Genomic DNA, 22,160 nt, shown 5'->3' on the forward strand with positions numbered 1-22,160 from the left:
TGCACCGCCGCGACAGTACGTGGCGGCGGTGCTTTCCCCAGCACCACAGCACCCGGCCGCACTAGGCCCATGACCATCACTGCAGGCGATGGAGGCCGCGAAGACTGGTTTGTAACGCCTCGGGGAGGGGTGTTTCCGGCAGCGTCCCCAGAAAGCCACGCAGCTTGTCGTCGATCAACCGCAAGGGGCGCTGCCAGAGATAGATCATCTCCCGCATCTCGCGCGCGGTCTCGTTGAAGGGTGCCAACAGGTGCACCAGCGGCCAGGGAAAGTGATGGATGGGCCCGCGCGGCCGGGCCGCCGCCTGCCGGATCGCATCGGCGAAGTCGCGATTATCCGCCACCCAGGTGCCACCGAAGTGGAACAGCGCGAAATCCGCTAACGCATCGTCGCGCTCCAGCAGGCGCGCCATCGTCTCCGCCAGATCCGGCAGATAGGCCCAGGCATGGCCGATGCCCGCGCGCCCCGGATTGAACACCCGTTTTACCGGCCCCGGCAAGGGCACCATGCCCTGCGCCAGCCAGCTATTGCCGCTGTTCGGGCCAAAGAAATCGCCCGCCCGCACGATCAGGCAGCGTGCGCCGGATTGGCTTGCCTCATACAGTCGCCGCTCCATCGCGACACGGATCTTGCCCTTGCGCGTCGTCGGATTTTGCGGCGCATCTTCGGTCACCGCCGCGCCGGCGTCGGCGCCGAAATTATAGACCGTGCCCGGGAAGAGAATGCGCGCGCGATTGGCGGTGGCGGCGGCAATGCTGTTCTCCAGCATCGGCAGCGCCAGCCCCTGCCAGTTGCGATAGCCGGGCGGATTGACCGCATGGACGATCACATCGACGCCGGTGGCTGCATGGCGCACCGCGGCGGCGTCCATCGCGTCCCCCGCGAGCCACTCGAACGAAGCGTCGCGCCCTTCGATGGCCGTCGGGTTGCGATGCAACGCTCTGATGTTCCAGCCCCGCGCCCGCAGGGCGCGTGCCACCGCACCGCCGATCCCGCCGGTCGCGCCGATCACCAATGCTGTACGATGCTGTTCCATCACGTGCTGCTCCTCGCTGAGGAGCCACACATGGCGCCGGCCGACGTTGCGCGACATTGGCGAATAGCGGATGTTCGCTATACGCTTTTGTATGTCTCGGCCGGAGGTTTCACGAGCAAAGTGCCGAGCGCGTCGGCCAGGAAATCGGCGACCCGCCGGATCCGTGCGTTTCTCCGCACGTCCTCATGCATGACCAGCCAGACCGGAAGGACCGGCATCTCCAGGTCGGTGGCGATCTGCACGAGTTCCGGATGGCGCTTCGCGAGCAGGACTTGTGCAATCCCGATGCCGGCGCCAGCCGTCATGAGGTTCCAATAGACCATCTGATCGTCGCAGCGGACAGGAAAGTCGTCTGCCGTCACCGGATGCCCCTGCGCCACAAACGCTTTCAGGATGGCGTCGCTGCGATCGAAGCCGAGGATGCCGCGCCGGATCATCTCCGCCGTGCTTGTGATCGGCCCGTGGCGGGCAAGGAAGCCTTCGCTCGCGAAAAATCCCAGCGGGGTTTCGCCCAGCCGGCGTGCAATCAGCGCCTTCTGCGTGGGATCGAACATGCGGACCGCAATGTCGGCATCCCGCCGCAGCAAATTCTGCGCGAGGTCGGACGCCACCAGCTCCAGTTGGATGTTGGGCTCCGCCTCTCGCAAGGCGCGCAAGATCGGGGGAAGGAGCAGATTGGCGACGATCACCGAGGCGGAGATCCGGACCGTTCCGGTCAGCCGTTGCGACCGGCCTTGCGCCTTGAGCGTCAGGGCTGCGGCGGCCTCGCCCATGGCGCGGGCATCGTCGACCAGCCCCAACGCCGCGTCGGTCGGTTCCAGGCCGTGGACCGATCGGTGGAACAACGGCACGCCCAGCAGCAGCTCCAGCTCACGCATGTGCCGGCTCAGCGTCGGCTGCGTCGTCCCGATCCGTGCCGCGGCGGCCGACAGGGATCCGGTTTCAACGACGGCCAGGAAAGATCGCAGCAGCGCCCAATTCAGGTCTTTCATATTGGCCAGGCCACCGACGGGGTTTCGATGCGACCGTGCGACCGGCTCAGTGGAGCGCGGCAGGCGTGGGGGCGACATCCGCGCTGATCGTCTGATCGCGCCCCTGGCGCTTGGCGCGATACAAGGCGTCGTCGGTCAGGCTCAGCCAGCTTTCGATCGAGGCGCCGGCCTGCAGCGTCGATACGCCGAAGCTGGCTGTCACGATCAGATCGGGCGCCCATTCAAAGCGCGTGGCGGATATCTGCCCGCGCAATCGTTCGGCGATGACGAATGCGCCCGTTATGTCCAGTTCGGGCAGGAGGATACCAAACTCTTCTCCGCCCAGGCGGCCGAGCATGTCGTTGGACCGCAGCACGCCCTCACACGCTCCCGCGACCGCCTTCAGCACCTCATCGCCGCACGGGTGACCGAACCGGTCGTTAATCCGCTTGAAATGATCCAGGTCGAACAGGATCAGTGAAGTGGGACGGCTGTCGCGATCGAACCGATAGAGAAGCTTCCGCGCGAGATCGGTAAAGGCGCGGCGGCTGGAGGCGCCGGTGAGATAATCCAGATGCGCGATCGTCCGCAATTCCATCTCGTCGACGACGAGCGCGGCGAACTTGTCGAGGATCGCGATCTGCGCCGCCGTGAATTCCCGCGGCGCCGTATCGACCGCGCACAACGATCCCAGATTATAGCCGTCCGGCGAGCACAAAGGCACGCCGGCATAGCTTCTGATACCCGGATCTCCGGTCACCAGCGGGTTGGACGAAAAGCGATCGTCCGCGGTGGCGTCGGGCACGATCAGCGGCTCGCGCGCGCGGATCGTGTGACTGCAAAAAGCGATGTCGCGCGGAGTCTGCTCGCCCTCCAGGCCCTGGATCGACTTGAGCCATTGCTGGTCCTTGTCGATCAGCGTGACGGCGCAAATCGGCACCTGCAACACGTCGCGCACCAGCGCGGTGATCTTGTCGAAGCTCTCTTCGCGCGGGGTGTCGACGATCCGATAGCGTTGCAAGGCGGCGAGGCGCGCCTCTTCATCCAGCAGCTTGCTGTCGGCTTCGGCGGTCTTTCCCGTCACGGGTGGTCGAACGCTACCCATCATCCGCATTCCTGAACATCACGGGGCCGTCGCCGTGCGCGCGCCTCAACGACAAGAGCCACTATGCCTCCTGCTCGAACTTCTCGATCCGCCAGGTCTCGGCCTGTGCGCCGTCCAGCCATTCCCGAAAGAAGGGGTGTGCCTGCACGCGCTGACAATAAGCGCGCGCGAATTCCGGGACCGGCAATTGGTAGCTGGTAAAGCGCGTCGTCACCGGAGCATACATGATATCGGCCGCACCGAAATCCCCGAACAGAAAGCCGTCCTCGCGGCCAAACCGGGTCAGCGCCGCCTCCCACACATGCAGGATACGATCGACATTGGCCTGCGCATTGGCGCTGATCGGCCTGGGCGCGAAGGTCCTGCGGAAATTGGTCGAGCATTCCTGGCGCAGGTCGACGAAGCCGGCGTGCATCTCGCTGGAGATGGATCGTGCGAAGGCGCGCGCGGCGGGATCGGCGGGCCAGAACCGCTCGGCGCCGGCCTTGTCGGCAAGATAGTCGATGATCGCCAGGCTCTCCCAGACGGCAATGTCACCATCCCACAGCAAAGGCACCTTGCCCGCGGACGGAGCAAGATCCGGCTGTTCCCGGCGCGCCGGCCAGGCCGCATCGTAGAGGGATACTACCTCTTCTTCGAAGGGCAGGCCGGATTGCTTGACCGCGAGCCATCCGCGAAGCGACCAGGAGGAATAGGCTTTGTTGCCGACGATGATCTTGAGCATTGCACCGGAATAATCCGCCCCAGCCTGCGCTGGAACCGATATTTTGTTCACCCGGATCAAGACGATGGCAGCCCCGTTCCGGTGGAGCGTGCCGCCACCCGACGTGCAGGGCAGGGGCCAGTCGCCCGCCGCCCGGTATCTAGAGGATTGCTTCCAGAACCGCCGCGCGCAGCTCGGCGATACCGCCACCCTTTTCGCTGGAGGTCGCGATGATATCCGGGTGGGCGGCGCCATGCTTGCGGGCTTCCGCCGAGGTGGCGTCCTGCACCTCCTGCAGCGCGCTCGCCTTGATCTTGTCCGCCTTGGTCAGGACCAGCCGGTAGGACACCGCCGCCTTGTCCAGCATCTCCATCACTTCGCGGTCGACATCCTTTACGCCGTGGCGGCTGTCGATCAGCACCAGTGCGCGCTTCAGCGTGGCACGACCGCGCAGGAAATCGTTCACCAGGAACCGCCACTTGCGCACGATGTCCTTGGGCGCCTCCGCAAATCCATAGCCGGGCATGTCGACCAGCCGCATCCGCAACGGCTCGCCGACGTCGAAGAAGTTCAATTCCTGCGTCCGGCCGGGCGTATTGGACGTCCGCGCCAGGCTGTTGCGATTGGTCAATGCATTCAACAGCGAGGATTTGCCGACATTGGACCGGCCCGCAAACGCGACCTCGGGCACGTCCGCAGGCGGCAGGAATTCCAGGCCGGGCGCGGACTTCAGGAAGGTGACCGGGCCGGCAAACAGCTTGCGCGCTGTCTCCATAAGCTCGGCCTGGTCGGCGTTCGGGTCATCGCCGGTCACTTGGCAGGGTCATCCTTCATGCCGGGCGTACGCGAATAGAGCCACTGCTGCTGCGCCAGGCTCAGCAGGTTGTTGGCGACGTAATAAAGCTGCAGACCCGCCGCGAGCGGCGCGAAGAACAGCATCATCAGCCATGGCATGAACTTCATCACCTGCTGCTGGGCCGGGTCCATCTGCTGCGGGCTGAGCCGCATCGTCGCCCACATCGTCACGCCCAGCGCGATCGCGAGCAGGCCCAGATGCAGCATCGGCGGCGGCGTGAACGGCAGCAGACCGAACAGGTTGATCGGCGTCAGCGGATCGGGTGCGGACAAGTCCTTGATCCACAATGTGAACGGCTGGTGGCGCATCTCGATCGACAGCATCAGCACTTTATACAGTGCGATGAAGATCGGCATCTGGATGAAGATCGGCAGACAGCCGCCGAGCGGGTTGATCTTCTCGGTCTTGTAGAGCTGCATCATCTCTTGCTGCAGCTTCGGCTTGTCGTCCTTGTAGCGCTCCTGCAGCACCTTCATCTTCGGCTGCACCTTGCGCATCGACGCCATGGAGGCGAACTGCCGCTGTGCCACCGGGAACAGCAGGGCACGGACGATGATGGTCAGGCAGATGATGGCCACACCGAAATTGCCGATGTGGCGGAACAGCCAGTCGAGCAGATAGAAGATCGGCTTTTCGAACCAGACGAACCAGCCCCAGTCGATCGCGCGATCGAAGCCGACCACACCGGTCTCTTCATAGGCATCCAACACCGCCACTTCCTTGGCGCCCGCGAAAAAGCGCTGATCGGCGGAGGCGGTCGCGCCCGGCTGGATCGTCACGGCAGGGGCGGCAACATCGGCCTGATAGATATTGCCGACGCCGCGGAAGCCGGCATCGACGCCCAGATTCTGCGCGGGGACCAGGGCGGTCTGCCAATATTTGTCGCCAAAGCCGATCCACCCGCCGGTCGTCTGGAAGCGCGTGCCCGGGGCACCGGCCTTGTCCAGATCCTTGAAGCTGATCGAGTAATCGGTCGAGCCGTTGAACGCGCCGATCGGCCCGGTATGCATCGTCCAGCTCGACGGATCCTTGGAAACGCCGACGCGGCTCACCAGCCCGTACGGCTTCAACGACAAGGCGCGGGGCCCACTGTTCGTCACGCTCTGGCGGATGCTGAACATATAATTCTGATCGATCGCGATCACGACCCGGAACAGCTGGCCCTGGCCATTATTCCAGCTGAGCGTGACCGGCTTGGATGGCGTCAGCTGCGTGCTGTCGGCGGTCCAGATCGTGTTTGGCCCCGGCAGGGCCGCACCCTGGCCGCTCCAGCCGAATTGCGCGAAATAGGCGTCGGGCGTGCCGCCTGGCGACAGGAGCCGCACGGGTGGCGAATTCTTGGCGATCGTCTCGCGATGATCGGTCAGGACCAGATCGTCGATGCGTCCACCCTTCAGGTTGATCGATCCGGCGACGCGCGGCGTCACGATCGCAACCCGCGGACTTTCGCGCAGAACAAGCGCGCGATCGCGCACCTGGCTCGGCTGCTCGGCATGCGATTCGGGCGTGGGCAGCGGGACCTGCTTGCCGTTGACGATCTTCGTCGACTGGGGCGCAGCCGCGGGAAAGTAGCGGCTCGACACAAAGGTCCAGGCCACGAACGCCAGCAGCGAGAGCGCGATGGCCAGGACGAAACTGCGCTGATTTTGCACGAGTGCTTGCTACCTTGAGGTCTTAAGGAACCGGATCGACGCCGCACCCGCCCCAGGGGTGACATCGCGAAAGACGCTTGATCGCCAGCCAGGAGCCGGCGAGCGCCCCATAGCGCGACCATGCCTCAATCGCATAGGCCGAGCATGAGGGGGTGTAGCGGCAGGTTGGTGGAATCAGGCGGGACGGGCCGATTTGCCAAAGGCGCGCCACCCAGATGAGCGGGCGCGCGATCATCGTGCGTTCGTTCCCTGCGCCTTCGCCAGCGCCTTGCGCAATTCGCTGTCCAGCAGGGCGAAATCGCGTTCCACCCCGCCGGCGCGGCCGATCACGACATGATCGGCGCCCGCGATTCCGGCTTCGGGCAGGATGTCCCGCGCCAGGGCGCGGAAACGGCGCTTCATGCGGTTGCGCACCACGGCGCCGCCAATCTTTTTGGTGACCGTGAAGCCGACGCCCATCGCCGGATCATCGTCCGCGCGGGCGCGGACGAGCAGCACGAAGCCCGGCATGGGCACGCGCTTGCCGGCATTGGCGGCGAGAAATTCGGCGCGCCGTATCAGACGGCGCACCACGACAGGATCGCTCAGGCGGAAAGCTTGATGCGGCCGCGCGCACGGCGAGCGGCAAGCACCTTGCGACCGCCAACGGTCGCGGTGCGCGCACGGAAGCCGTGGCGGCGCTTGCGAACGAGGTTGCTCGGCTGAAAGGTCCGCTTCATCGTCTGTATCCCTGGATCTGCAATGCAAAAGGCCGCCGAGCGAGCGGCGGCCGTCAAGGCCTGCGCCACTAAGCGGAGATGGTCGTAAAGTCAATCGGGAACGGGGCTGGCCCGACGGCGGCGCATCGCCGTGTCGCAGGCGCGGCCGAGCTTGGGCCAGCGCCGCTTGATCATCACATAGCGGCGTTTGGCCCAGCACGAGTTACGGATCAGCAGCACCGCGCCGCCCGCAAACACGAAGATCCCGCCTGGTCCGGGAATGGCGCCCACCACCGGAGAGATCACGATCAGCAGCCAGCCAAGCGCCATCAGGGGTAGTCGCCAACGGGATCGGGGCTTTTCGTCCATGTCCTTCACATGCCTATGCAATGTTGCTTCTTCAAGGCAAAGCGGGATCAAGCGCCCGCGGGCAGGGGGGAACGAACCGGTGTCGGCAGGCGTAGCACGTGCCCAACCACAGGAGTTACGCGCTATGAAGATTTTTCCCGCAATCGCCGCGGCAAGCCTCGCCACCGTGGCGCTGATCGCGCCGGCGAGCGCACAGCATGGCCATACATCGACCACGGTCACGCGCGTCCACGGACCGCTGAAGATCCTGCCGCACCACAATAAGAAGGTCTGCAAGACGCGGTGGGTGAACCATCACCGCAGCCGGAAGTGCTGGTACCGTTAAGCGACGTCGCCAACCCCGCTCCCTGACACGGGAGCGGGGCGGGTGTCAGGCCGCCTTGGTCTGCGTCGCGATATCGGCGGGTTCGGCGCGATATTGTTCGCGCAGATAGGTGCGGGCGGCGGTCGCCGTGCGAAAACTGTCCGGCAGGATCTCGGTCGAGACCAGCGGATATCCTTGCGAATTCAGGCGGGTCGTGCGGACGGTGATCCGGAAATCCCCCTGTTCCTGCTTGCTGACGAGATACGGCCGGAGGAGGATTCTCGACATGCGACCATTATCCTTCACGCTGGTGCGCGGACCAAATGCCGCCGTCACAAGCAGGCCAGCGGAGCCAAACTGTGGCTGGCCGTACAATCGGCCAGAGGAGGAATATGGTACCGGCATCGAAATGATTCAACCGCTGCCGTGCCGGTTTGTCGGATCGTGGCCGCGCCGATGACGCTCGACAGCGGACCAAAGTCGCCGCTAAGAAGAACAGGCGGGGAACAGGGGTAAGCATGGTCGCGCTGGTTCAGACGGTCGCTTTTCTAGGGCTGGAGGCGCGTTCGGTCGAAGTGCAGGTGCAGGTCACGCCGGGTCTGCCGGCCTTTGTCGTGGTCGGTCTTGCGGACAAAGCGGTGGCGGAGAGCCGCGAGCGCGTCCGGGGCGCGCTGAGTGCGATCGGCCTGTCGCTGCCGCCCAAGCGGATCACGGTCAATCTCTCCCCGGCCGATCTGCCCAAGGAAGGATCGCATTACGATCTGCCGATCGCGCTCGGTCTGCTGGGCGCAATGGGCGTGATCGATGCGGAGACGCTGGCGGCCTATGCCGTCGTCGGCGAGCTCGGGCTGGACGGGCGTATCGCGCCGGCGCCGGGCGTGCTTCTCGCCGCTCTGCACGCATCGGAGCGCGAGCTTGGCCTCGTCTGTCCGGCATCCCAGGGCCCCGAAGCGGCCTGGGCCGGTTCGATCGAAGTCGTGGCCGCACCCGATCTGATGGCCCTGCTCGATCATTTCCGCGGCATACGTCCCTTGGCCACGCCCATGCCCGGAGAGGCCGATGCCGCGGTGCGCGGGCCCGATCTGGCGCAGGTGAAAGGTCAGGAAACCGCCAAGCGCGCGCTGGAGATTGCGGCCGCCGGCGGACATAATCTGATCATGGTCGGCCCGCCCGGCGCGGGCAAATCGTTGATGGCCGCATGTATGCCCGGCATATTGCCGGACCTCACCCCGGCCGAAGCGCTGGAAGTGTCGATGGTGGCGAGCGTTGCCGGTACGCTGGAGGGCGGCCGGCTGTCCCGTGCCCGGCCGTTCCGCAGCCCCCATCACTCGGCCTCGATGGCCGCGCTCGTCGGCGGCGGTCTGCGGATAAAGCCGGGGGAGGTGAGCCTTGCCCATCTCGGCATATTGTTTCTGGACGAGCTGCCCGAATTCCAGCGGTCTGTGCTGGATTCGCTGCGTCAACCGCTGGAGACCGGCAAGGTCCAGGTCGCGCGCGCCAATGCCCATGTGACGTTCCCGGCGCGCGTGCAGCTGGTGGCGGCGATGAACCCCTGCCGCTGCGGCCACATTTCGGACGCAGCCCGCGCGTGCAGCCGCGCCCCGCGTTGCGCGCAGGATTATCAGGCGCGCGTGTCCGGCCCGCTGCTCGATCGGATCGACCTGCACGTCGATGTGGCCGCGGTCAGTGCCGCCGACCTCGTCCTGCCACCGCCCTCGGAAGGGTCGGCCGAGGTGCGGGCCCGGGTGGAAAAGGCCCGCGCGGCCCAGACCGCGCGCTATTCAGGGCATGGCGTACGCACGAACGCGGAGGTCGATGGCGAGTTGCTGGAGGCGCACGGAACGCCGGATGAAGCCGGGCGGGCTTTGCTGGCGCAGGCGGCGGCGTCGATGAGCCTGTCCGCGCGCGGCTATACGCGCGTGCTGCGTGTCGCGCGCACGATCGCGGATTTGGCGGGTGCACATGCGGTCGGGCGTGTCCACATTGCCGAGGCATTGAGCTATCGGCTGCGGCCGGCGCTCAATTAAGAAGATCCTGCCGGCTGTGTGAAGGGTTGCACGAAGGTACTCAAGCGATGGTCGATGACGAAGGAACGCTGACTTTCGACGGGCTTCCACCTTTGCGTGAGATAAGCTGGGACGAATGGCTGGTGGCGCTGCCGCTCCCTGCGCTGGCAAGCCTCGCGGCGGACGGTCAGCCGCCAGGCACCGTCGAGGCCTATCTCTCCGATCTGCCAGGGAAGGGGCATCCGGATCCCCTGATGATCGAGGGTTGCCGCTGGATCCTGAATCATGACGCGGAGATCGAGCGCGCTGTTCTCACGGCCATTCTGGGCGACATCGACAATTTGCGCGCGGCGAACGACTGGCTCGGGGAAGAGCTGGATCTCTGGCTCCCCGCGGACGGTTGGGACGAGCCGCGGGCTCGGTCAGCCGTGTCGCTCACGCAGATCGTGCCCCATGCACAGCCGGCCGCGCAGCCCTATTACGGCCTGATCTTTTCGGCGGGGTGGGACGAAGAGCATGGCTATGGTCTGATAATGATGGGTACGGAAATCGTACGCTCGGGCGGCGCCGACACGGCCGTTTTGGCGTGGATTGCGAAAGATCATGCCGAGGCCAAGCCGGTCGGCTGACGGCGGCATCCTCGCATAGTCCATGAGGCGTTGGGCTGGCGGATTTCGATGGACAAAACAGGAACAAATTTGTACTGCGCAGCACGCGACAGGGGTTGAGACCCGGCCGCCGCTAAACTTGTTTACGCTCTTTGAAATGGTGAGTTAGCCACGATCGTTCGCGACTGTGCAGGCTTTTAGGCCAAACGAACCATATCGGTAAAATCATCAAGTTCGAATCTGATGTTTTTTTGATATGCCCCGGATTCCGGGGTGCGGTCGCAAGCGGCGCATCAGGGCAGGGCGCAGATTGGCGACGCTTTGGGCTATCGCCTTGCGCCTATCGTCAACTAAGGTGGTGCCATGACCGGTACCACCGAACCCGAAGACGACATGTCCAAACTGCCCGTGCCGACCGAGGTCGCGGATGCGATCCGGACGTTGCTGCGCTGGACGGGCGACGATCCCGCGCGGGAAGGGCTGCTGGATACGCCCAAGCGCGTGGCACGGGCGTGGAAGGAATATTGCGCCGGCTATGAGGAAGATCCGGCGCACCATCTGACCCGGACGTTCGAAGAGGTCGGCGGCTATGATGAGATCGTGCTGCTGAAGGACATACCGTTCCAGTCGCATTGCGAGCATCATATGGCGCCGATCGTCGGTAAGGCCGCGATCGCCTATCTGCCGGTCCATCGCGTCGTGGGCATATCCAAGCTGGCGCGCGTGCTGCACGGCTTCGCGCGTCGGCTGCAGGTGCAGGAGCGGCTGACCGCGCAGGTGGCCGATTGCATCTGGGAGCATCTCCAGCCCCAGGGCGTGGCGGTGGTGATCGAGGCGTCGCACGGCTGCATGACCGGCCGCGGCGTCCGCACGCACGGCGTCTCCATGACGACCAGCCGGATGATGGGCGCCTTTCGTGACGACGAGCGCAGCCGCCGCGAAGTGCTGGCACTGATGGGCTATTGACGGCAATCTGCGGCGTTCCGCTTTTTCCCGATGCTGCAGCGCAAGCCGCCGGTCATTGCGAAAATGCTGCTGGCCGACTGCTCCGTCATCGCAATGGATCAGATGCTCTGCTGCCGTTAATCGGGCGTCGTGCAGTGGCGGTCAGGCAGGCACTCGCGACGTTGCACGGCCCTCGTCCCGGCTTATTGGATGATTGAATGAACTGGAAATTCTGGCGTTCTCGAAAAGTTCCTGAGGTGGTGAATGCGCCAATCGCATTGACCGGTGAGGATTATGAGAAGCTGCGGCTGATCCTTGAGATAGTGAACCCACAGTCGCAGCCAAACCTCAACCATCTCGGCGAGCTCGTTCGTAATATTCGAATCCTGAGCCTAAACATTAAGAGTTTGGGTTATGAGCTTGCCGGCCAATTGGCCGCCGCTCTTCCGCCGCCTGGCAACACTGTAGCCCGCCATGTCGGCCTGCAGACCAGTCTTTCGACGCAGGCCGATCTGGAAAGCGACTGGGCGGCACATTGGTGCGGGGAGCTTCGGGTGCCGGTACTATTCCACCGCAAATTGTGGGAATTATCCTACATCTTGCAGGCCTTTCACGAGAATGATTGTTTCCGCCCCGACCTGCGCGGGCTGGGTTTCGGTTCCGGATCCGAGCCGCTGTCCAGCTATCTCGCCTCGCGCGGCGTGGCGTCGACTGTCACAGACCTGCCGATTGAGGAGGCCGCAGGTCGCGGATGGGTGGAAACCAACCAGCACGCGTCTGGGCTGGAAAACGCCTTCCATCCGCAGCTGGTGTCCCGCGACGATTTCGATCGGCTGGTCGATTTCAGGCCGGTCGATATGACCGCGATCCCGGCAGATCTGGCGGGCTATGATTTCTGCTGGTCGGTCTGCGCCCTGGAACATCTCGGCACGATCGAGAAGGGTCTGGAATTCATCGAACGTTCGCTCGACACGATCAAGCCGGGCGGCATCTCGGTCCACACGACCGAGTTCAATATCGAGAATGACGGTCCGACGATCGACAATTGGCCATCCGTGCTCTTCCAGCAGCGCCATATCGAGGCGCTGGCGGCACGGCTGCGCGCCAAGGGCCATGTCGTGGCGGAGCTGAATTTCGATCCCGGCAACAAGGTGCTCGATCGTTTTATCGATCTGCCGCCATGGCAGCATGATGGCTTCGAGGGATTAGATAGCTGGCTGCAGCCGGGGCATCATATCAAGGTCGCGACCGACGGCTTTATCGCAACCTGCCTGGGCATACTGGTGCGCAAGGCCGCTTAATCGGGCAGGCGGGCCTTGCGTGCAACAAGGCCAACCATCGTGCGCCGCGCCGCACCATGATTCGCGCCGTCGGCGAGGATGCAGTCCTTCACCTCGAACTTGAACTGCGCAACCTCATGACCGCGCGAGACCAGGACGAGCGATAGCCGTTCGACGTCATTCTGCTGCAGCAACACGCGGTCGGTCGACGGCGTTGATCGGCCGCCGGGCGCGAGGTCGTAGCTCATCGTGTGGACGGCAAGGCCGCCCGGCCGGAGGCAGCCCATCGTATCTTCGACAAATTTGGCGGCGGCTGCGACCGAGTAAAGCCGCTCATTGGCACGCGCGGACCAGAGGAAGTCGAAGTTGACCAGATCGTCAGGGATGGTCCGCCACGATGCGATCCGTGCGCTGACATTCTGCGCGAACGCGTCATCGTCGCATGGCGCGCGCCCGCGCAGATCCTCCAGCAGCTTTTCCGCGGGAACGGGGTGGCCGGGGCGGGCGGGGAAGGCGATGCAGACGCGCGTATGCATCGCTGCAAGGGCGGCCGGCACGCCGCTGGGCGACGGTTCGAAACCGAGGCCGACCGCGCCCTGTTCCAGCATGCCGTAACGCCGCAAAACCTGCAGCGTGTAGACTTTGCGCCAATGCTCGATGCCTTCTTCGCCCTTGGGGCGTAGCCGCACCATCCAGTCGTTGGCGGGGGGCTCGCGCAACTGCGATGTCGTCGCCAGCTGGGATACGGGGCTCGCCAGTGTCGGGCGGCTCATCGACAGCAACGTCGGCGCCGGCGTCAGCGGTGTTTTGCCGTAAGCGGTGCCCTTCGCTTCCGCGCCCTGGGTCCGGCGCGCGGAAGGATCGGCCGGCCGGTCCAGCGTAACCGTGACACCGCTCGCGCGGGCGTCGGTCTCGCCGGGCAGAACCGCGACCAAGGCGTAGACGACGTTGTGAAAACCTTCGAAGCTTACCGAGACTTCGCCGCCCTGCTGTATCAGGCGGTTCAACGCGATCCGCTCGCTGTTGATCATGCTCGATCGGCTACCGGGTTCCAGCGAGAGCATGTGGACCCGCAACATGATCGTGCCGCTCTTCGCGCTAAGATCATGAAAGCGCACATGAAACGTCACCCGCCCCAGCGCCGTCTCGACATAGGGGGTGTGGAAAACATATTCCGGCGTCGGCGCCGATTCTGCTCCGCCCAGGCCCTCGATGCGGCTCGCCGCACCGGGATGAAAAGCGAACGGATCGAGCTCTACCGGCCCAGGAGCCTGAGTCTCGGCGATAGTCATGTCGAGCAAGGCTTCGTCGTCCGCCTGTAAGTTCTGCCGTGCAATCCCCAAGGGAAGCTGCGCCTTTATGTGTCCCGGGGGCGAAGCCGCCACCGGTGAGGTGATGCGCCTATATGCCTGTGCGCGGGGCCAGGCAACCAGACGTGGTGCTCCTATAGATCCGGCAGCCGCTGTTTGGCCCCGCACCACCCCTGCAAATCACGCGATCCGGCGCGTTTCAGCAACGTTTCGGCATCGGCGATCGTGAAGTGGCCGGCCGCGTCGATATCCTCCAATTCCGCCCAGGTGACCGGCGCCGCCACCGGCGCATTGGGGCGCGCGCGCGCCGTGTAAGGCAGCACCGCAGTGGCCCCGCGCTGATTGCGGAGCCAGTCGAGAAAGATCCGGCCGCGCCGTTCGACCTTCTTCATATTTGCGGTGAAGCGTTCCGGATGCGCCTGCGAAATCGCCTTGGAAAAGCGGTTGGCAAAATCCTTGACCGCAACCCAATCACGGCTGGCGTCGAGCGGCGCGACGACGTGCACGCCTTTTCCGCCGGACAGGAGCGGCCAGGTGGCGAGACCGATTTCCCCAAGCACGTCGCGCAGCTGAAACGCCGCCTTCTTGACCTCGTCGAAGCCCAGCCCCTCGTCGGGATCGAGATCGAAGACGAGCCGGTCGGGCATCTCGACGTCGGCAACCTTCGATCCCCAGCCGTGGAATTCGATCGCGCCCATTTGCACGCAGGTGAGAATGCCACGCGCATCGTCCAGATAGAGATAGGGCTCGTCATGGCCGTCTTTCTCGCGGATCGGGACATGCTTGACCGCATCACCGAAACTGCCGGCATCATGTTTCTGGAAGAAACAGGCCTTGGCGCGGCCCTGGGGACAGCGGACGAGGCTGACCGGGCGATCGGCGAGCCAATCCAGGATCGGATCGGCCATCACCGCATAATAATCGGCAAGCTGGCCCTTGGTGATGCCGCTTTCCGGATAGATAACCCGTCCTGGATTGCTCACGGTCACACCTGCATGATCGGGCGCGGCCGCTTTGGCTTTGGGCTTTGCTTTTGCCTTGGCTTTCGCCGGCGCTCCGTCCGAAAGCGGGGCGGGTATCTCGCGGACGACCTCCTTTTCCGGTTTGTCTTCGCGCAAAGCGATAAAGCTCGGATGGCGCAGGACGCCCTCGTCGGTCCATTCGGTAAAGGCGATTTCGGCGACAAGCTGCGGCTTGATCCAATGCGCGCCACGCACGGCGGCGCGCGGCGCCTTCACCGTCGGTTCTTTTTGCTCGAGCGGCGCCATCTTCGCCATCAGCTCGTCGATCATCGCCATGCCGAAGCCGGTGCCAGCCTTGCCCGCGTAACGAAGCTCGCCGCCCTCATGCAGGCCGAGCAGCAGTGAGCGGAAGCCCCGGCCTTTGTCGGATGGCGTCCAGCCGACGATCACCAATTCCTGGCGGTGCAGGCATTTGATCTTCAGCCAGCTCTGTGAGCGGCGCCCGCGATAAGGCGCATCGGCGCGTTTCGAAACCACACCTTCCAGCCCCTGCTGGCACAAGCTGTCGAACAGTTTCTCGCCATTGCCCAGGACGTGATCGGAATATTGGATCGGGGCGGGCGCATCGATCAGATAGGCTTTGAGCCGTTCCTTGCGATCGAGATTGGAAAGCCCAGTGAGATCCTCGCCATCCAGCGCCAGCAGATCGAAGGCGAAATAGGCATAGGTGCCGTTTCCTTCCTTCAGGCTGGCTTGCAGCGCCTGGAAGCTGGGTCGGCCATCCTTGTCCAGCGCCACGACCTCGCCATCGAGCAGCGCGGACCCGGGAAGCTTGGATGCGCCCTCGACGACGGCGCCGAAGCGATCCGACCAATCCAGGCCGGTGCGGGTGAAGGTCTTGGCCTTGCCGCCGCCGACGGCAACCAATGTGCGGTAGCCGTCATATTTGATCTCGTGCAGCCAGCCAGAGCCCGACGGTATATGATCGACCAACGTCGCGAGCTGCGGCGCCTGAAACGGCGGCATCTTGCTTGCGGTGCGCTTGGCCGGTTTGCGGGTGACTGGTTTCGGCGCCGGGGTCGCGGCGTCGGGCTGACCGCCGTCGGCTCGGTTGGATTGCCACTCGCTCTTGCCGCCTTTGCCGCTGGCGATTTCGACCATCGTCCGACCGGTAACGACACTGGTCAGTGCGCCATCGACGAGCTCACCGCTGCCGCCTGCATATTCGTCCTGAATTTTGCGGAGCAGCCAGTTTTCGCTCTTCTCATTGCCGCGCGGTTTCAGCCGGATCATCAGCCAGGCGCCCTTCATCCGCTCGCCTTCGAGCGTGAAGTGGAGATGGCCTTCTTCGATCGTCTTGCGCGGGTCCTTGCCCGGATGCGGGATCCAGATGCCGCGATCCCACAACATCACCGTGCCGCCGCCATATTGGCCCTTGGGGATCGTGCCCTCGAACGTGGCGTAGGCGAGCGGATGATCCTCGGTCCGGACGGCGAGGCGCTTGTCGTCCGGGTTGAGGGAGGGGCCGCGGGTGACCGCCCAGCTCTTGAGCACGCCGTCCAGCTCCAGCCGGAAATCCCAATGGAGCCGCGTGGCATCGTGCTTCTGCACCATGAAGATATTGCGGCCGCTGCTGTCGGCAATGCCGGCAGGTTCGGCGGTCTGCTTGAAATCGCGCTTGGCGTTATATTTGGCGAGCAGATCGGGTGCCGCCTGTTTGATCGAGCTTCGCGCCATCTAGCCCTCTCCCCTGATGGGAGAGGGTTGGGAGAGGGGGCGAGCGCGCAACGCGAGGCTTAACCTTTTATTCGGGCAAACGGGCATCGAGCCCGCTTGCCCGATCCCCTCTCCCCGACCCTCCCCCACCAGGGGGAAGGGAGTAGGGGGCGGAAGTCTCACGCGCGTTTCCGTGCCGGCGCTCGCTTAGCGGGCGCCTCATCGTCCTTCGCCGCCGCCTTCTTCGCCGCGGACGTTTTCGCAGGCGCTTTCGCGGGCTTGGTCTTCACCGCGCTGTCATTGGCCGCGCTGGGCTTTTCCAGGCTGCGCTTCAGTGCGGCCATCAGATCAACGACGTTGGAGCCGCGCGACTGCGCCGGCTGGTCCTCTTCGATCTCGATCGTCTTGCCCTTGCGCTTGCGTTCGATCAGCTCTTTCAGCGCATCGATATAGCGGTCGTGATAATCGTCGGCGTGAAAACGCGCGGTCTTCTTGTCGATCAGGCTGGTGGCGAGATCGAGCAGATCCTCGTCCGGCTTGGTTTCGGCGATGTCGCGGAAATAGGACGCGGCCTTGTTGACCTCGTCCGCATAGCGCAACGTCTCCAGCACCATGCCGCGCCCACAGGGCTTGAGGCTCACGACATATTCGCGGCCGCGCAGCGCCAGTTGGCCCAGGCCGACCTTCTTCGCCTTGCGTAGCGCCTCGCGCAGCACGACGAAGGCTTCCTCGGCCAGATCGTCGGCGGGAACCACGAAATAGGGTTTGTCATAATAGATGGCGTCGATTTCACTGGAATCGACGAATTGGGTGAGCTCCAACGTCTTCTTGCTTTCCAGCTTCACCGCCTCGATTTCGTCGTCCGTGATCAGGACATATTTGCCCTTTTCATACTGAAAACCCTTGACGATATCTTCCGGATCGACCGGCCCGATCCCGGGCGCGACCTTTTCATATTTGATGCGCTCACCCGACGGCTCATGGATCTGGTTGAACGCGACCGTCGCACCGCTCTTGGTGGCCGAATAGATTTCGACGGGAATTGAAACCAGGGCCAGCCGGATCTGCCCCTGCCAGTAGGCGCGCGCTGCCATTGCTCGGTCCTTCGTTACGAAGCCGATTCAAAGCGTGAGGGGGGCGGGGGTTCCAATGATCCTAAATGGTTGCGCGAACGCGCGCGTCATTCCACCCAATCCAGCCCGATGTCCTTGTAGAGATCGCGGTCCTCTTCCCAGCGCGGGTTGACCTTCACGTGCAGGAACAGATGCACCTTCTGGCCGGTGATCCGCGTCAGTTCCTCGCGTGCTTTCTGGCCGATCTCCTTCAGCCGGGCGCCGCGATGGCCGAGGATGATCGCGCGCTGGGTGTCGCGTGCAACCAGGATCTGCTGATGGATCGCGACCGACCCATCCTTTTTTTCCTCATACTTTTCCGTCTCGACCGCGCTGTCATAGGGCAGCTCCGCGCGAAGCTGGAGGTAGAGTTGCTCGCGCGTCACTTCGGCCGCGAGCATGCGTTCCGACGCGTCGGAAACTTGGTCCTCAGGAAAGTGCCACGGCCCCTCCGGAACGCGCTTGGCAAGCTCCGCTTTCAGCTGGGGGACACCGTCGCCGGACAGCGCGGACACGAAATAGATGGCTTCCGGATCCAGCATCGCCTGCAATTCGGCCGCGAGGCCGAGCATCGGTTCCTTGTCCGACACGTCGACCTTGTTGAGGATCACGATCTTGGGTTCGGGCCGTGCGGCGACCGCATCGACGACCGCCCGGGCTGCGCTGTTGAAGCGGCCTTTGGCATCGATCACCAGCGCGATCAGGTCGGCCCCGTCGGCGCCGCCCCAGGCGGCGGCCACCATCGCGCGATCGAGCCGGCGGCGTGGATCGAAGATGCCGGGCGTATCGACCAGCAGGAGTTGCGACTCGCCCTCGATCGCGATGCCGAGCAGGCGCGTACGCGTCGTCTGCGCCTTGGGGCTGACGATCGCGACCTTCTGGCCGACCAGCGCATTGACCAGGGTCGATTTGCCCGCATTAGGGGCGCCGACAACGGCTATCAGTCCGCAATGCTGCGTCATGTCAGTTTCTCCAGCAAGGCGGTGGCGGCGGCGGTTTCGGCTTCCTGCTTCGACGCGCCTTCGGCCGTCGCACTGCCGCCTTTCTTGCCGCCAACATCGACTTTGACGGTGAAAGAAGGGGCGTGATGCGGGCCCGACTGGCCGACGAGGGTGTAGACAGGTGGCCGGCATTGGCGGGCAGCGGCCCATTCCTGCAGCGCCGATTTGGGATGCTTGGGGGCGGCGGCGCTGCGGTCAAGCTTGCCTTCCCAGACGCGCCTCACAAAGGCGGACGCGCCGTCCAGCCCGGTTTCCAGGTAGAGCGCGCCAATCAGGGCTTCGACGGCGTCGCCGACGACATTGTCGCTGAGCTGTGCGCCATCATCCCGGGCCTGTTTGCCGAGGATGAGGTGCGCGGGCACGCCCAGCTCACGGCCGACCTCGGCACAGGCTTCACCGCTGACGACCGCATTAAGCCGCGCCGACAATTTGCCTTCCGGATCGTCCGGAAACAACGCGTAGAGCCAGGTCGCGATCGACAGGCCGAGCACGCGATCGCCCAGAAATTCCAGCCGCTGATAGCTTGGTCCGCCCTGGCTGCCATGCGTCAAGGCACGGCGAAACAGGGCGAGATCGCGGGGCTGGTGGCCGAGCGCCTCTTGGATCCAGGTGGCAAGGGTGGTGTCTGGCGTCATTGCGCCACGCCTTAGCCGAGCTGGCGTCCGCGTCCAATTCCTGGCGGAGCGCTTCTTTTACTGCCGCGTTGAGGGGCATTCAGCGGAGAAGAGAAGATGGCGCAAACGGTTGCCGAGTTGCTCGTGGATACGCTTGCCAAGGTCGGCGTCACGCAGATTTTCGGTATCGTCGGCGACGCTCTCAACCCCTTTACCGACGCGCTCCGCCGCGACGGCCGGATCGAATGGATCGGCGTACGGCACGAAGAGGGCGCGGCGCTCGCCGCCGCCGGACAGGCCAAGCTGACCGGAAGGCTCGCCGTCTGCTGCGGCACGACCGGCCCCGGTGCCAATCATCTCGTCTCGGGTCTGTATGAAGCGCGCAAGGATCATGCGCCGGTGCTCGCCATATCCGGGCATGTCCCCAGTGAATTGCGCGGCACCGATTATCTGCAGGAAGACGATCCGGTCGCCTTGTTCAACGATGTGGCGGTCTATTCGCAGCTGATCGCCAGCCCGGCGCAGGCGCCGGCGGTGTTCCATCAGGCGATCGCGGAAGCCTATGGCGCGCGTGGCGTAGCCCATATCTCGCTGCCGCCCGACATATTCGCGGCAAAGGCGCCTGGCCCGATTCCCAGCCTGGCGACCTTGCGGGCCCGGCCGGACGTCGCGCCCGCGCCGAACGATGTCGATGCCGCTTTAGCCATGATCGCAAGCGCCGAATCGATCGCCGTCTTCTGCGGCAATGGCTGCCACGGCGCGAGGCCCGAACTGGCCGCCCTGTCGGATCGCCTGCATGCGCCGTTGATGCACACATATCGCGGCAAGGACATCATGGCCTATGACGATCCGCACTGGATCGGCGGGGTGGGCCTGATCGGCGGACAACCGGGTGTGGATGCGCTGCGGGACGCCGATCTGCTGCTGATGCTGGGTACCGATTATCCGTATTCGGACTTTCTCCCGAAGAAGGGCAAGGTCATCCAGATCGACGAGCGCGCGTTCGCACTCGGCCGACGCACCCCGATCGCGCTGGGCGTGGTTGGTTCGGTGCGGCCGGCGCTGCAGATGCTGCTCGAACGGCTGCCGCAACGCACCGATCGCACTTTCTTCGACAAGGTTGCCGCCGATCGCGCCAGTTGGGACGCCATGCTCGACAAGAAAGCCGATCCCGCGCGCAGCAAGGATCTGATCCACCCGCAGGCGGTCGCGCGACAGGCCAGCGATCAGGCGGATGACGATGCGGTGTTCGTGACCGACACGGGTGAGATCACGCTGTGGTTCGGCAATTGGACACGTCAACGCGGCGCGCAGCGTATCGTGGCGTCGTTTAACAATGCCGCGGTGGGCACGGGGCTTGGCATGGCCAACGGTATTCAGGCGCTGGATCGCAATCGCCAGACCATCCTCCATGTCGGCGATGGCGGCATGGTGATGTTGCTGGGTGAATTCATGACGACCGTGGAACACAAGCTGCCGGTCAAGGTCGTGGTCTATGACAATGCCGGCTGGGGCATGGTCCATTTAGAAATGGAAGGCGCGGGCAATCCCGCAACCAAGGGATCGACCTTCCCCAATCCCGATTTTGCGGCCTTTGCCCGCGCCTGCGGTGCGGAGGGGTTCACGGCGCGCGATCCCGCCACGCTGGCCGAGACGATGCGCGCGTTTCTTGCCACGCCCGGTCCCGCTATTCTGCACGCCTTCGTCGATCCGGACGAGATCCCGACAATGCCGCATATCGAAATCGGCAAGGCGTGGAAGTTCGGCGTCGCGAAGGTCAAGGAAACCTGGGCGCACCTGACCGGCGGTGAGGTCGCCTGATGTTTATGCGGCTGTCGGCGCCGACGATAAACAGGGTCAGGCGCCGATCAGCTCTTCCAGCTCGGCCGGCTTGAGCTCGCGCGCAAGCTGATCCATCCCGCATTGGCCGGGCGCCTTATCCGGCCGCCAGCGCAGGAAAGTCGTTCCGTGGCGGAAGCGGCACCCCGTGACCTGATCATAACGCACTTCGACCACCAGTTCGTGGCGTAGCGATTGCCATTCCACGGAGCGATCGGTCGACCAGCGGCTGGGCCCGCCGGGGGCGTCGCCGGTGAAGCCAGGCGGGCCGATCAAGGGTTCGAGCTGCGTCAGCAGCCGCTTTTTCTCCGCCGCATCGAAGGATGATGTGTACCCGACATGGTTGAGCAGGCCTGCATCGTCGAAAAGGCCCAGCAGCAATGACCCAACAGCAGTCGTCGCATTTCCGCCATAGCGAAAGCCCCCGACCACGCAGTCGGCCGTCCGATGCTGCTTCAGCTTGGCCATGGCCCGGACGCCCGGCTGGTAGGGCAGGTCCAGCCGCTTGGCGACGACCCCGTCCAGGGCGGTGCCCGCGCGATCGAGCCACTGGTCCGCCTGCGCGGCGTCGGTCGTGATGGGCGACAGCAGCAGGCGATCCGGCTGCACATCCTGGAAAAACGCCGCAAGCCGTTCGCGCCGCTCGGCGAAGGGCAACTCCGCGAGGTCGCGCCCTCCCAATGCCAACAGATCGAACAGGATCAACTGTGCCGGAGTCTCGGCGGCGAGCTTTCGGATGCGGCTTTCGGCGGGATGCAGCCGTGCCTGCAGCGCGGCGAAGGAAAGCGTATCGCCGGTCGCGATCGTCAATTCCCCGTCAAGTACGAACTGGCGTTCGGGCAGCGACTCCAACATCGCCACCATCTCGGGAAAATAGCGCCCGAGCGGTTTGCCGGATTTCGATATCAGCGTGACGGCATCGCCGTCCCGATACGCGATGCAGCGAAAGCCGTCCCATTTCGGCTCGTAAATCCATTCGGGCCCGCGGGGCAGGGCGTCCACCAGCCGCGCTTCCATCGGCGCAATCGGGGGTGGCGGCTTCGTCATCCTTTCCGAACCGCAGCGTCGCGCCG

23 protein-coding genes are annotated in these 22,160 nt (G+C 64.5%); 6 read left to right on the forward strand and 17 right to left on the reverse strand.

Annotated elements, in window-relative coordinates:
• Positions 1-76: 76 nt before the first annotated feature.
• The 10 genes from ACSBM8_RS06315 to ACSBM8_RS06360 all read right to left on the reverse strand — a co-directional run bounded on the left by ACSBM8_RS06315 (position 77) and on the right by ACSBM8_RS06360 (position 7,390).
• Positions 77-1,036 (reverse strand): NAD-dependent epimerase/dehydratase family protein, encoded by a 960-nt coding sequence (locus ACSBM8_RS06315; RefSeq protein WP_442681499.1) that lies wholly within the window; start codon positions 1,034-1,036, stop codon positions 77-79.
• 77 nt (positions 1,037-1,113) lie between these two features.
• Positions 1,114-2,028, reverse strand: coding sequence for a LysR family transcriptional regulator (locus ACSBM8_RS06320; RefSeq protein WP_442680806.1), 915 nt, complete (start codon positions 2,026-2,028; stop codon positions 1,114-1,116).
• Between the two features lie 46 nt (positions 2,029-2,074).
• Positions 2,075-3,115 carry a sensor domain-containing diguanylate cyclase gene (locus ACSBM8_RS06325; RefSeq protein WP_442680807.1) on the reverse strand — a complete coding sequence of 347 codons (1,041 nt, stop codon included), beginning with the start codon at positions 3,113-3,115 and terminating at the stop codon, positions 2,075-2,077.
• Positions 3,116-3,173: 58 nt separating this feature from the next.
• Positions 3,174-3,836, reverse strand: coding sequence for a glutathione S-transferase family protein (locus ACSBM8_RS06330; RefSeq protein ID WP_442680808.1), 663 nt, complete (start codon positions 3,834-3,836; stop codon positions 3,174-3,176).
• Between the two features lie 139 nt (positions 3,837-3,975).
• A complete protein-coding gene (gene yihA, locus ACSBM8_RS06335) occupies positions 3,976-4,590 on the reverse strand; it encodes a ribosome biogenesis GTP-binding protein YihA/YsxC (protein WP_442681500.1) in 615 nt (204 codons plus the stop codon).
• Positions 4,591-4,625: 35 nt separating this feature from the next.
• Positions 4,626-6,323, reverse strand: a complete 1,698-nt coding sequence (gene yidC, locus ACSBM8_RS06340; protein ID WP_442680809.1) for a membrane protein insertase YidC — start codon at positions 6,321-6,323, stop codon at positions 4,626-4,628.
• A 22-nt stretch (positions 6,324-6,345) separates the two neighbouring features.
• Positions 6,346-6,558, reverse strand: coding sequence for a membrane protein insertion efficiency factor YidD (gene yidD / locus ACSBM8_RS06345; protein ID WP_442680810.1), 213 nt, complete (start codon positions 6,556-6,558; stop codon positions 6,346-6,348).
• Positions 6,555-6,896 (reverse strand): ribonuclease P protein component, encoded by a 342-nt coding sequence (rnpA, locus tag ACSBM8_RS06350; protein WP_442680811.1) that lies wholly within the window; start codon positions 6,894-6,896, stop codon positions 6,555-6,557. The genes yidD and rnpA overlap by 4 nt, the downstream gene beginning before the upstream one ends.
• An 11-nt stretch (positions 6,897-6,907) precedes the next feature.
• Positions 6,908-7,042, reverse strand: a complete 135-nt coding sequence (gene rpmH / locus ACSBM8_RS06355) for a 50S ribosomal protein L34 (protein WP_116091995.1) — start codon at positions 7,040-7,042, stop codon at positions 6,908-6,910.
• A 90-nt stretch (positions 7,043-7,132) separates the two neighbouring features.
• Entirely contained in the window at positions 7,133-7,390 is a 258-nt protein-coding gene (locus ACSBM8_RS06360; RefSeq protein WP_442680812.1) for a hypothetical protein, read from the reverse strand.
• Positions 7,391-7,514: 124 nt separating this feature from the next.
• Here ACSBM8_RS06360 and ACSBM8_RS06365 point away from each other — a divergent pair, with 124 nt between their 5' ends.
• Positions 7,515-7,715 carry a hypothetical protein gene (locus ACSBM8_RS06365; RefSeq protein WP_442680813.1) on the forward strand — a complete coding sequence of 67 codons (201 nt, stop codon included), beginning with the start codon at positions 7,515-7,517 and terminating at the stop codon, positions 7,713-7,715.
• Between the two features lie 45 nt (positions 7,716-7,760).
• Here ACSBM8_RS06365 and ACSBM8_RS06370 read toward each other — a convergent pair whose 3' ends face one another.
• Positions 7,761-7,982, reverse strand: coding sequence for a hypothetical protein (locus tag ACSBM8_RS06370; protein WP_442680814.1), 222 nt, complete (start codon positions 7,980-7,982; stop codon positions 7,761-7,763).
• A 230-nt stretch (positions 7,983-8,212) separates the two neighbouring features.
• On the opposite strand from ACSBM8_RS06370, the gene ACSBM8_RS06375 reads away from it, so the two are divergent.
• The 4 genes from ACSBM8_RS06375 to ACSBM8_RS06390 all read left to right on the forward strand — a co-directional run bounded on the left by ACSBM8_RS06375 (position 8,213) and on the right by ACSBM8_RS06390 (position 12,554).
• Entirely contained in the window at positions 8,213-9,721 is a 1,509-nt protein-coding gene (locus ACSBM8_RS06375) for a YifB family Mg chelatase-like AAA ATPase (RefSeq protein ID WP_442680815.1), read from the forward strand.
• Positions 9,722-9,768: 47 nt separating this feature from the next.
• Positions 9,769-10,329 carry a DUF6985 domain-containing protein gene (locus tag ACSBM8_RS06380; protein ID WP_442680816.1) on the forward strand — a complete coding sequence of 187 codons (561 nt, stop codon included), beginning with the start codon at positions 9,769-9,771 and terminating at the stop codon, positions 10,327-10,329.
• A 342-nt stretch (positions 10,330-10,671) separates the two neighbouring features.
• Entirely contained in the window at positions 10,672-11,274 is a 603-nt protein-coding gene (gene folE, locus ACSBM8_RS06385; protein ID WP_442680817.1) for a GTP cyclohydrolase I FolE, read from the forward strand.
• 236 nt (positions 11,275-11,510) lie between these two features.
• A complete protein-coding gene (locus tag ACSBM8_RS06390; protein ID WP_442680818.1) occupies positions 11,511-12,554 on the forward strand; it encodes a hypothetical protein in 1,044 nt (347 codons plus the stop codon).
• On the opposite strand, the gene ACSBM8_RS06395 is transcribed toward ACSBM8_RS06390, so the two are convergent.
• The 5 genes from ACSBM8_RS06395 to rnc form a co-directional block, all read right to left on the reverse strand.
• The gene (locus tag ACSBM8_RS06395; protein WP_442680819.1) at positions 12,551-13,825 is read right to left on the reverse strand and encodes a hypothetical protein; all 1,275 of its coding nucleotides are present in this window, start codon (positions 13,823-13,825) and stop codon (positions 12,551-12,553) included. The two genes, ACSBM8_RS06390 and ACSBM8_RS06395, sit on opposite strands and share 4 nt — an antisense overlap.
• A gap of 152 nt (positions 13,826-13,977) precedes the next feature.
• On the reverse strand, positions 13,978-16,542 hold the full coding sequence (gene ligD, locus ACSBM8_RS06400) for a DNA ligase D (RefSeq protein WP_442680820.1): 2,565 nt from the start codon (positions 16,540-16,542) through the stop codon (positions 13,978-13,980).
• Between the two features lie 158 nt (positions 16,543-16,700).
• Complete coding sequence (ku, locus tag ACSBM8_RS06405; RefSeq protein ID WP_442680821.1) at positions 16,701-17,615, reverse strand: non-homologous end joining protein Ku; 915 nt, start codon at positions 17,613-17,615, stop codon at positions 16,701-16,703.
• An 86-nt stretch (positions 17,616-17,701) separates the two neighbouring features.
• On the reverse strand, positions 17,702-18,595 hold the full coding sequence (gene era, locus ACSBM8_RS06410; RefSeq protein ID WP_442680822.1) for a GTPase Era: 894 nt from the start codon (positions 18,593-18,595) through the stop codon (positions 17,702-17,704).
• Positions 18,592-19,269 (reverse strand): ribonuclease III, encoded by a 678-nt coding sequence (gene rnc / locus ACSBM8_RS06415; RefSeq protein ID WP_442680823.1) that lies wholly within the window; start codon positions 19,267-19,269, stop codon positions 18,592-18,594. Before rnc ends, era begins: the two co-directional genes overlap by 4 nt.
• A 96-nt stretch (positions 19,270-19,365) precedes the next feature.
• Between rnc and ACSBM8_RS06420 the strand changes: the two genes are divergently transcribed.
• A complete protein-coding gene (locus ACSBM8_RS06420; RefSeq protein ID WP_442680824.1) occupies positions 19,366-21,069 on the forward strand; it encodes a thiamine pyrophosphate-binding protein in 1,704 nt (567 codons plus the stop codon).
• 36 nt (positions 21,070-21,105) lie between these two features.
• Here ACSBM8_RS06420 and ACSBM8_RS06425 read toward each other — a convergent pair whose 3' ends face one another.
• The gene (locus ACSBM8_RS06425; protein ID WP_442680825.1) at positions 21,106-22,134 is read right to left on the reverse strand and encodes an ATP-dependent DNA ligase; all 1,029 of its coding nucleotides are present in this window, start codon (positions 22,132-22,134) and stop codon (positions 21,106-21,108) included.
• Positions 22,135-22,160: the final 26 nt, after the last annotated feature.

Origin of the sequence: Sphingomonas sp. ASY06-1R, assembly GCF_052180265.1 — a bacterium.
Classification (GTDB): Bacteria; Pseudomonadota; Alphaproteobacteria; order Sphingomonadales; family Sphingomonadaceae; genus Sphingomonas_I.

What these genes read in the sequence shown, in the direction of transcription:
- ACSBM8_RS06315 (WP_442681499.1), bottom strand. Translation starts at nt 1,036, where the DNA reads ATGGAACAGCATCGTACAGCATTGGTGATCGGCGCGACCGGCGGGATC.
- ACSBM8_RS06320 (WP_442680806.1), bottom strand. Translation starts at nt 2,028, where the DNA reads ATGAAAGACCTGAATTGGGCGCTGCTGCGATCTTTCCTGGCCGTCGTT.
- ACSBM8_RS06325 (WP_442680807.1), bottom strand. Translation starts at nt 3,115, where the DNA reads ATGATGGGTAGCGTTCGACCACCCGTGACGGGAAAGACCGCCGAAGCC.
- ACSBM8_RS06330 (WP_442680808.1), bottom strand. Translation starts at nt 3,836, where the DNA reads ATGCTCAAGATCATCGTCGGCAACAAAGCCTATTCCTCCTGGTCGCTT.
- yihA (WP_442681500.1), bottom strand. Translation starts at nt 4,590, where the DNA reads ATGGAGACAGCGCGCAAGCTGTTTGCCGGCCCGGTCACCTTCCTGAAG.
- yidD (WP_442680810.1), bottom strand. Translation starts at nt 6,558, where the DNA reads ATGATCGCGCGCCCGCTCATCTGGGTGGCGCGCCTTTGGCAAATCGGC.
- rpmH (WP_116091995.1), bottom strand. Translation starts at nt 7,042, where the DNA reads ATGAAGCGGACCTTTCAGCCGAGCAACCTCGTTCGCAAGCGCCGCCAC.
- ACSBM8_RS06360 (WP_442680812.1), bottom strand. Translation starts at nt 7,390, where the DNA reads ATGGACGAAAAGCCCCGATCCCGTTGGCGACTACCCCTGATGGCGCTT.
- ACSBM8_RS06365 (WP_442680813.1), top strand. Translation starts at nt 7,515, where the DNA reads ATGAAGATTTTTCCCGCAATCGCCGCGGCAAGCCTCGCCACCGTGGCG.
- ACSBM8_RS06370 (WP_442680814.1), bottom strand. Translation starts at nt 7,982, where the DNA reads ATGTCGAGAATCCTCCTCCGGCCGTATCTCGTCAGCAAGCAGGAACAG.
- ACSBM8_RS06375 (WP_442680815.1), top strand. Translation starts at nt 8,213, where the DNA reads ATGGTCGCGCTGGTTCAGACGGTCGCTTTTCTAGGGCTGGAGGCGCGT.
- ACSBM8_RS06380 (WP_442680816.1), top strand. Translation starts at nt 9,769, where the DNA reads ATGGTCGATGACGAAGGAACGCTGACTTTCGACGGGCTTCCACCTTTG.
- folE (WP_442680817.1), top strand. Translation starts at nt 10,672, where the DNA reads ATGACCGGTACCACCGAACCCGAAGACGACATGTCCAAACTGCCCGTG.
- ACSBM8_RS06395 (WP_442680819.1), bottom strand. Translation starts at nt 13,825, where the DNA reads ATGACTATCGCCGAGACTCAGGCTCCTGGGCCGGTAGAGCTCGATCCG.
- ligD (WP_442680820.1), bottom strand. Translation starts at nt 16,542, where the DNA reads ATGGCGCGAAGCTCGATCAAACAGGCGGCACCCGATCTGCTCGCCAAA.
- ku (WP_442680821.1), bottom strand. Translation starts at nt 17,615, where the DNA reads ATGGCAGCGCGCGCCTACTGGCAGGGGCAGATCCGGCTGGCCCTGGTT.
- era (WP_442680822.1), bottom strand. Translation starts at nt 18,595, where the DNA reads ATGACGCAGCATTGCGGACTGATAGCCGTTGTCGGCGCCCCTAATGCG.
- rnc (WP_442680823.1), bottom strand. Translation starts at nt 19,269, where the DNA reads ATGACGCCAGACACCACCCTTGCCACCTGGATCCAAGAGGCGCTCGGC.
- ACSBM8_RS06420 (WP_442680824.1), top strand. Translation starts at nt 19,366, where the DNA reads ATGGCGCAAACGGTTGCCGAGTTGCTCGTGGATACGCTTGCCAAGGTC.
- ACSBM8_RS06425 (WP_442680825.1), bottom strand. Translation starts at nt 22,134, where the DNA reads ATGACGAAGCCGCCACCCCCGATTGCGCCGATGGAAGCGCGGCTGGTG.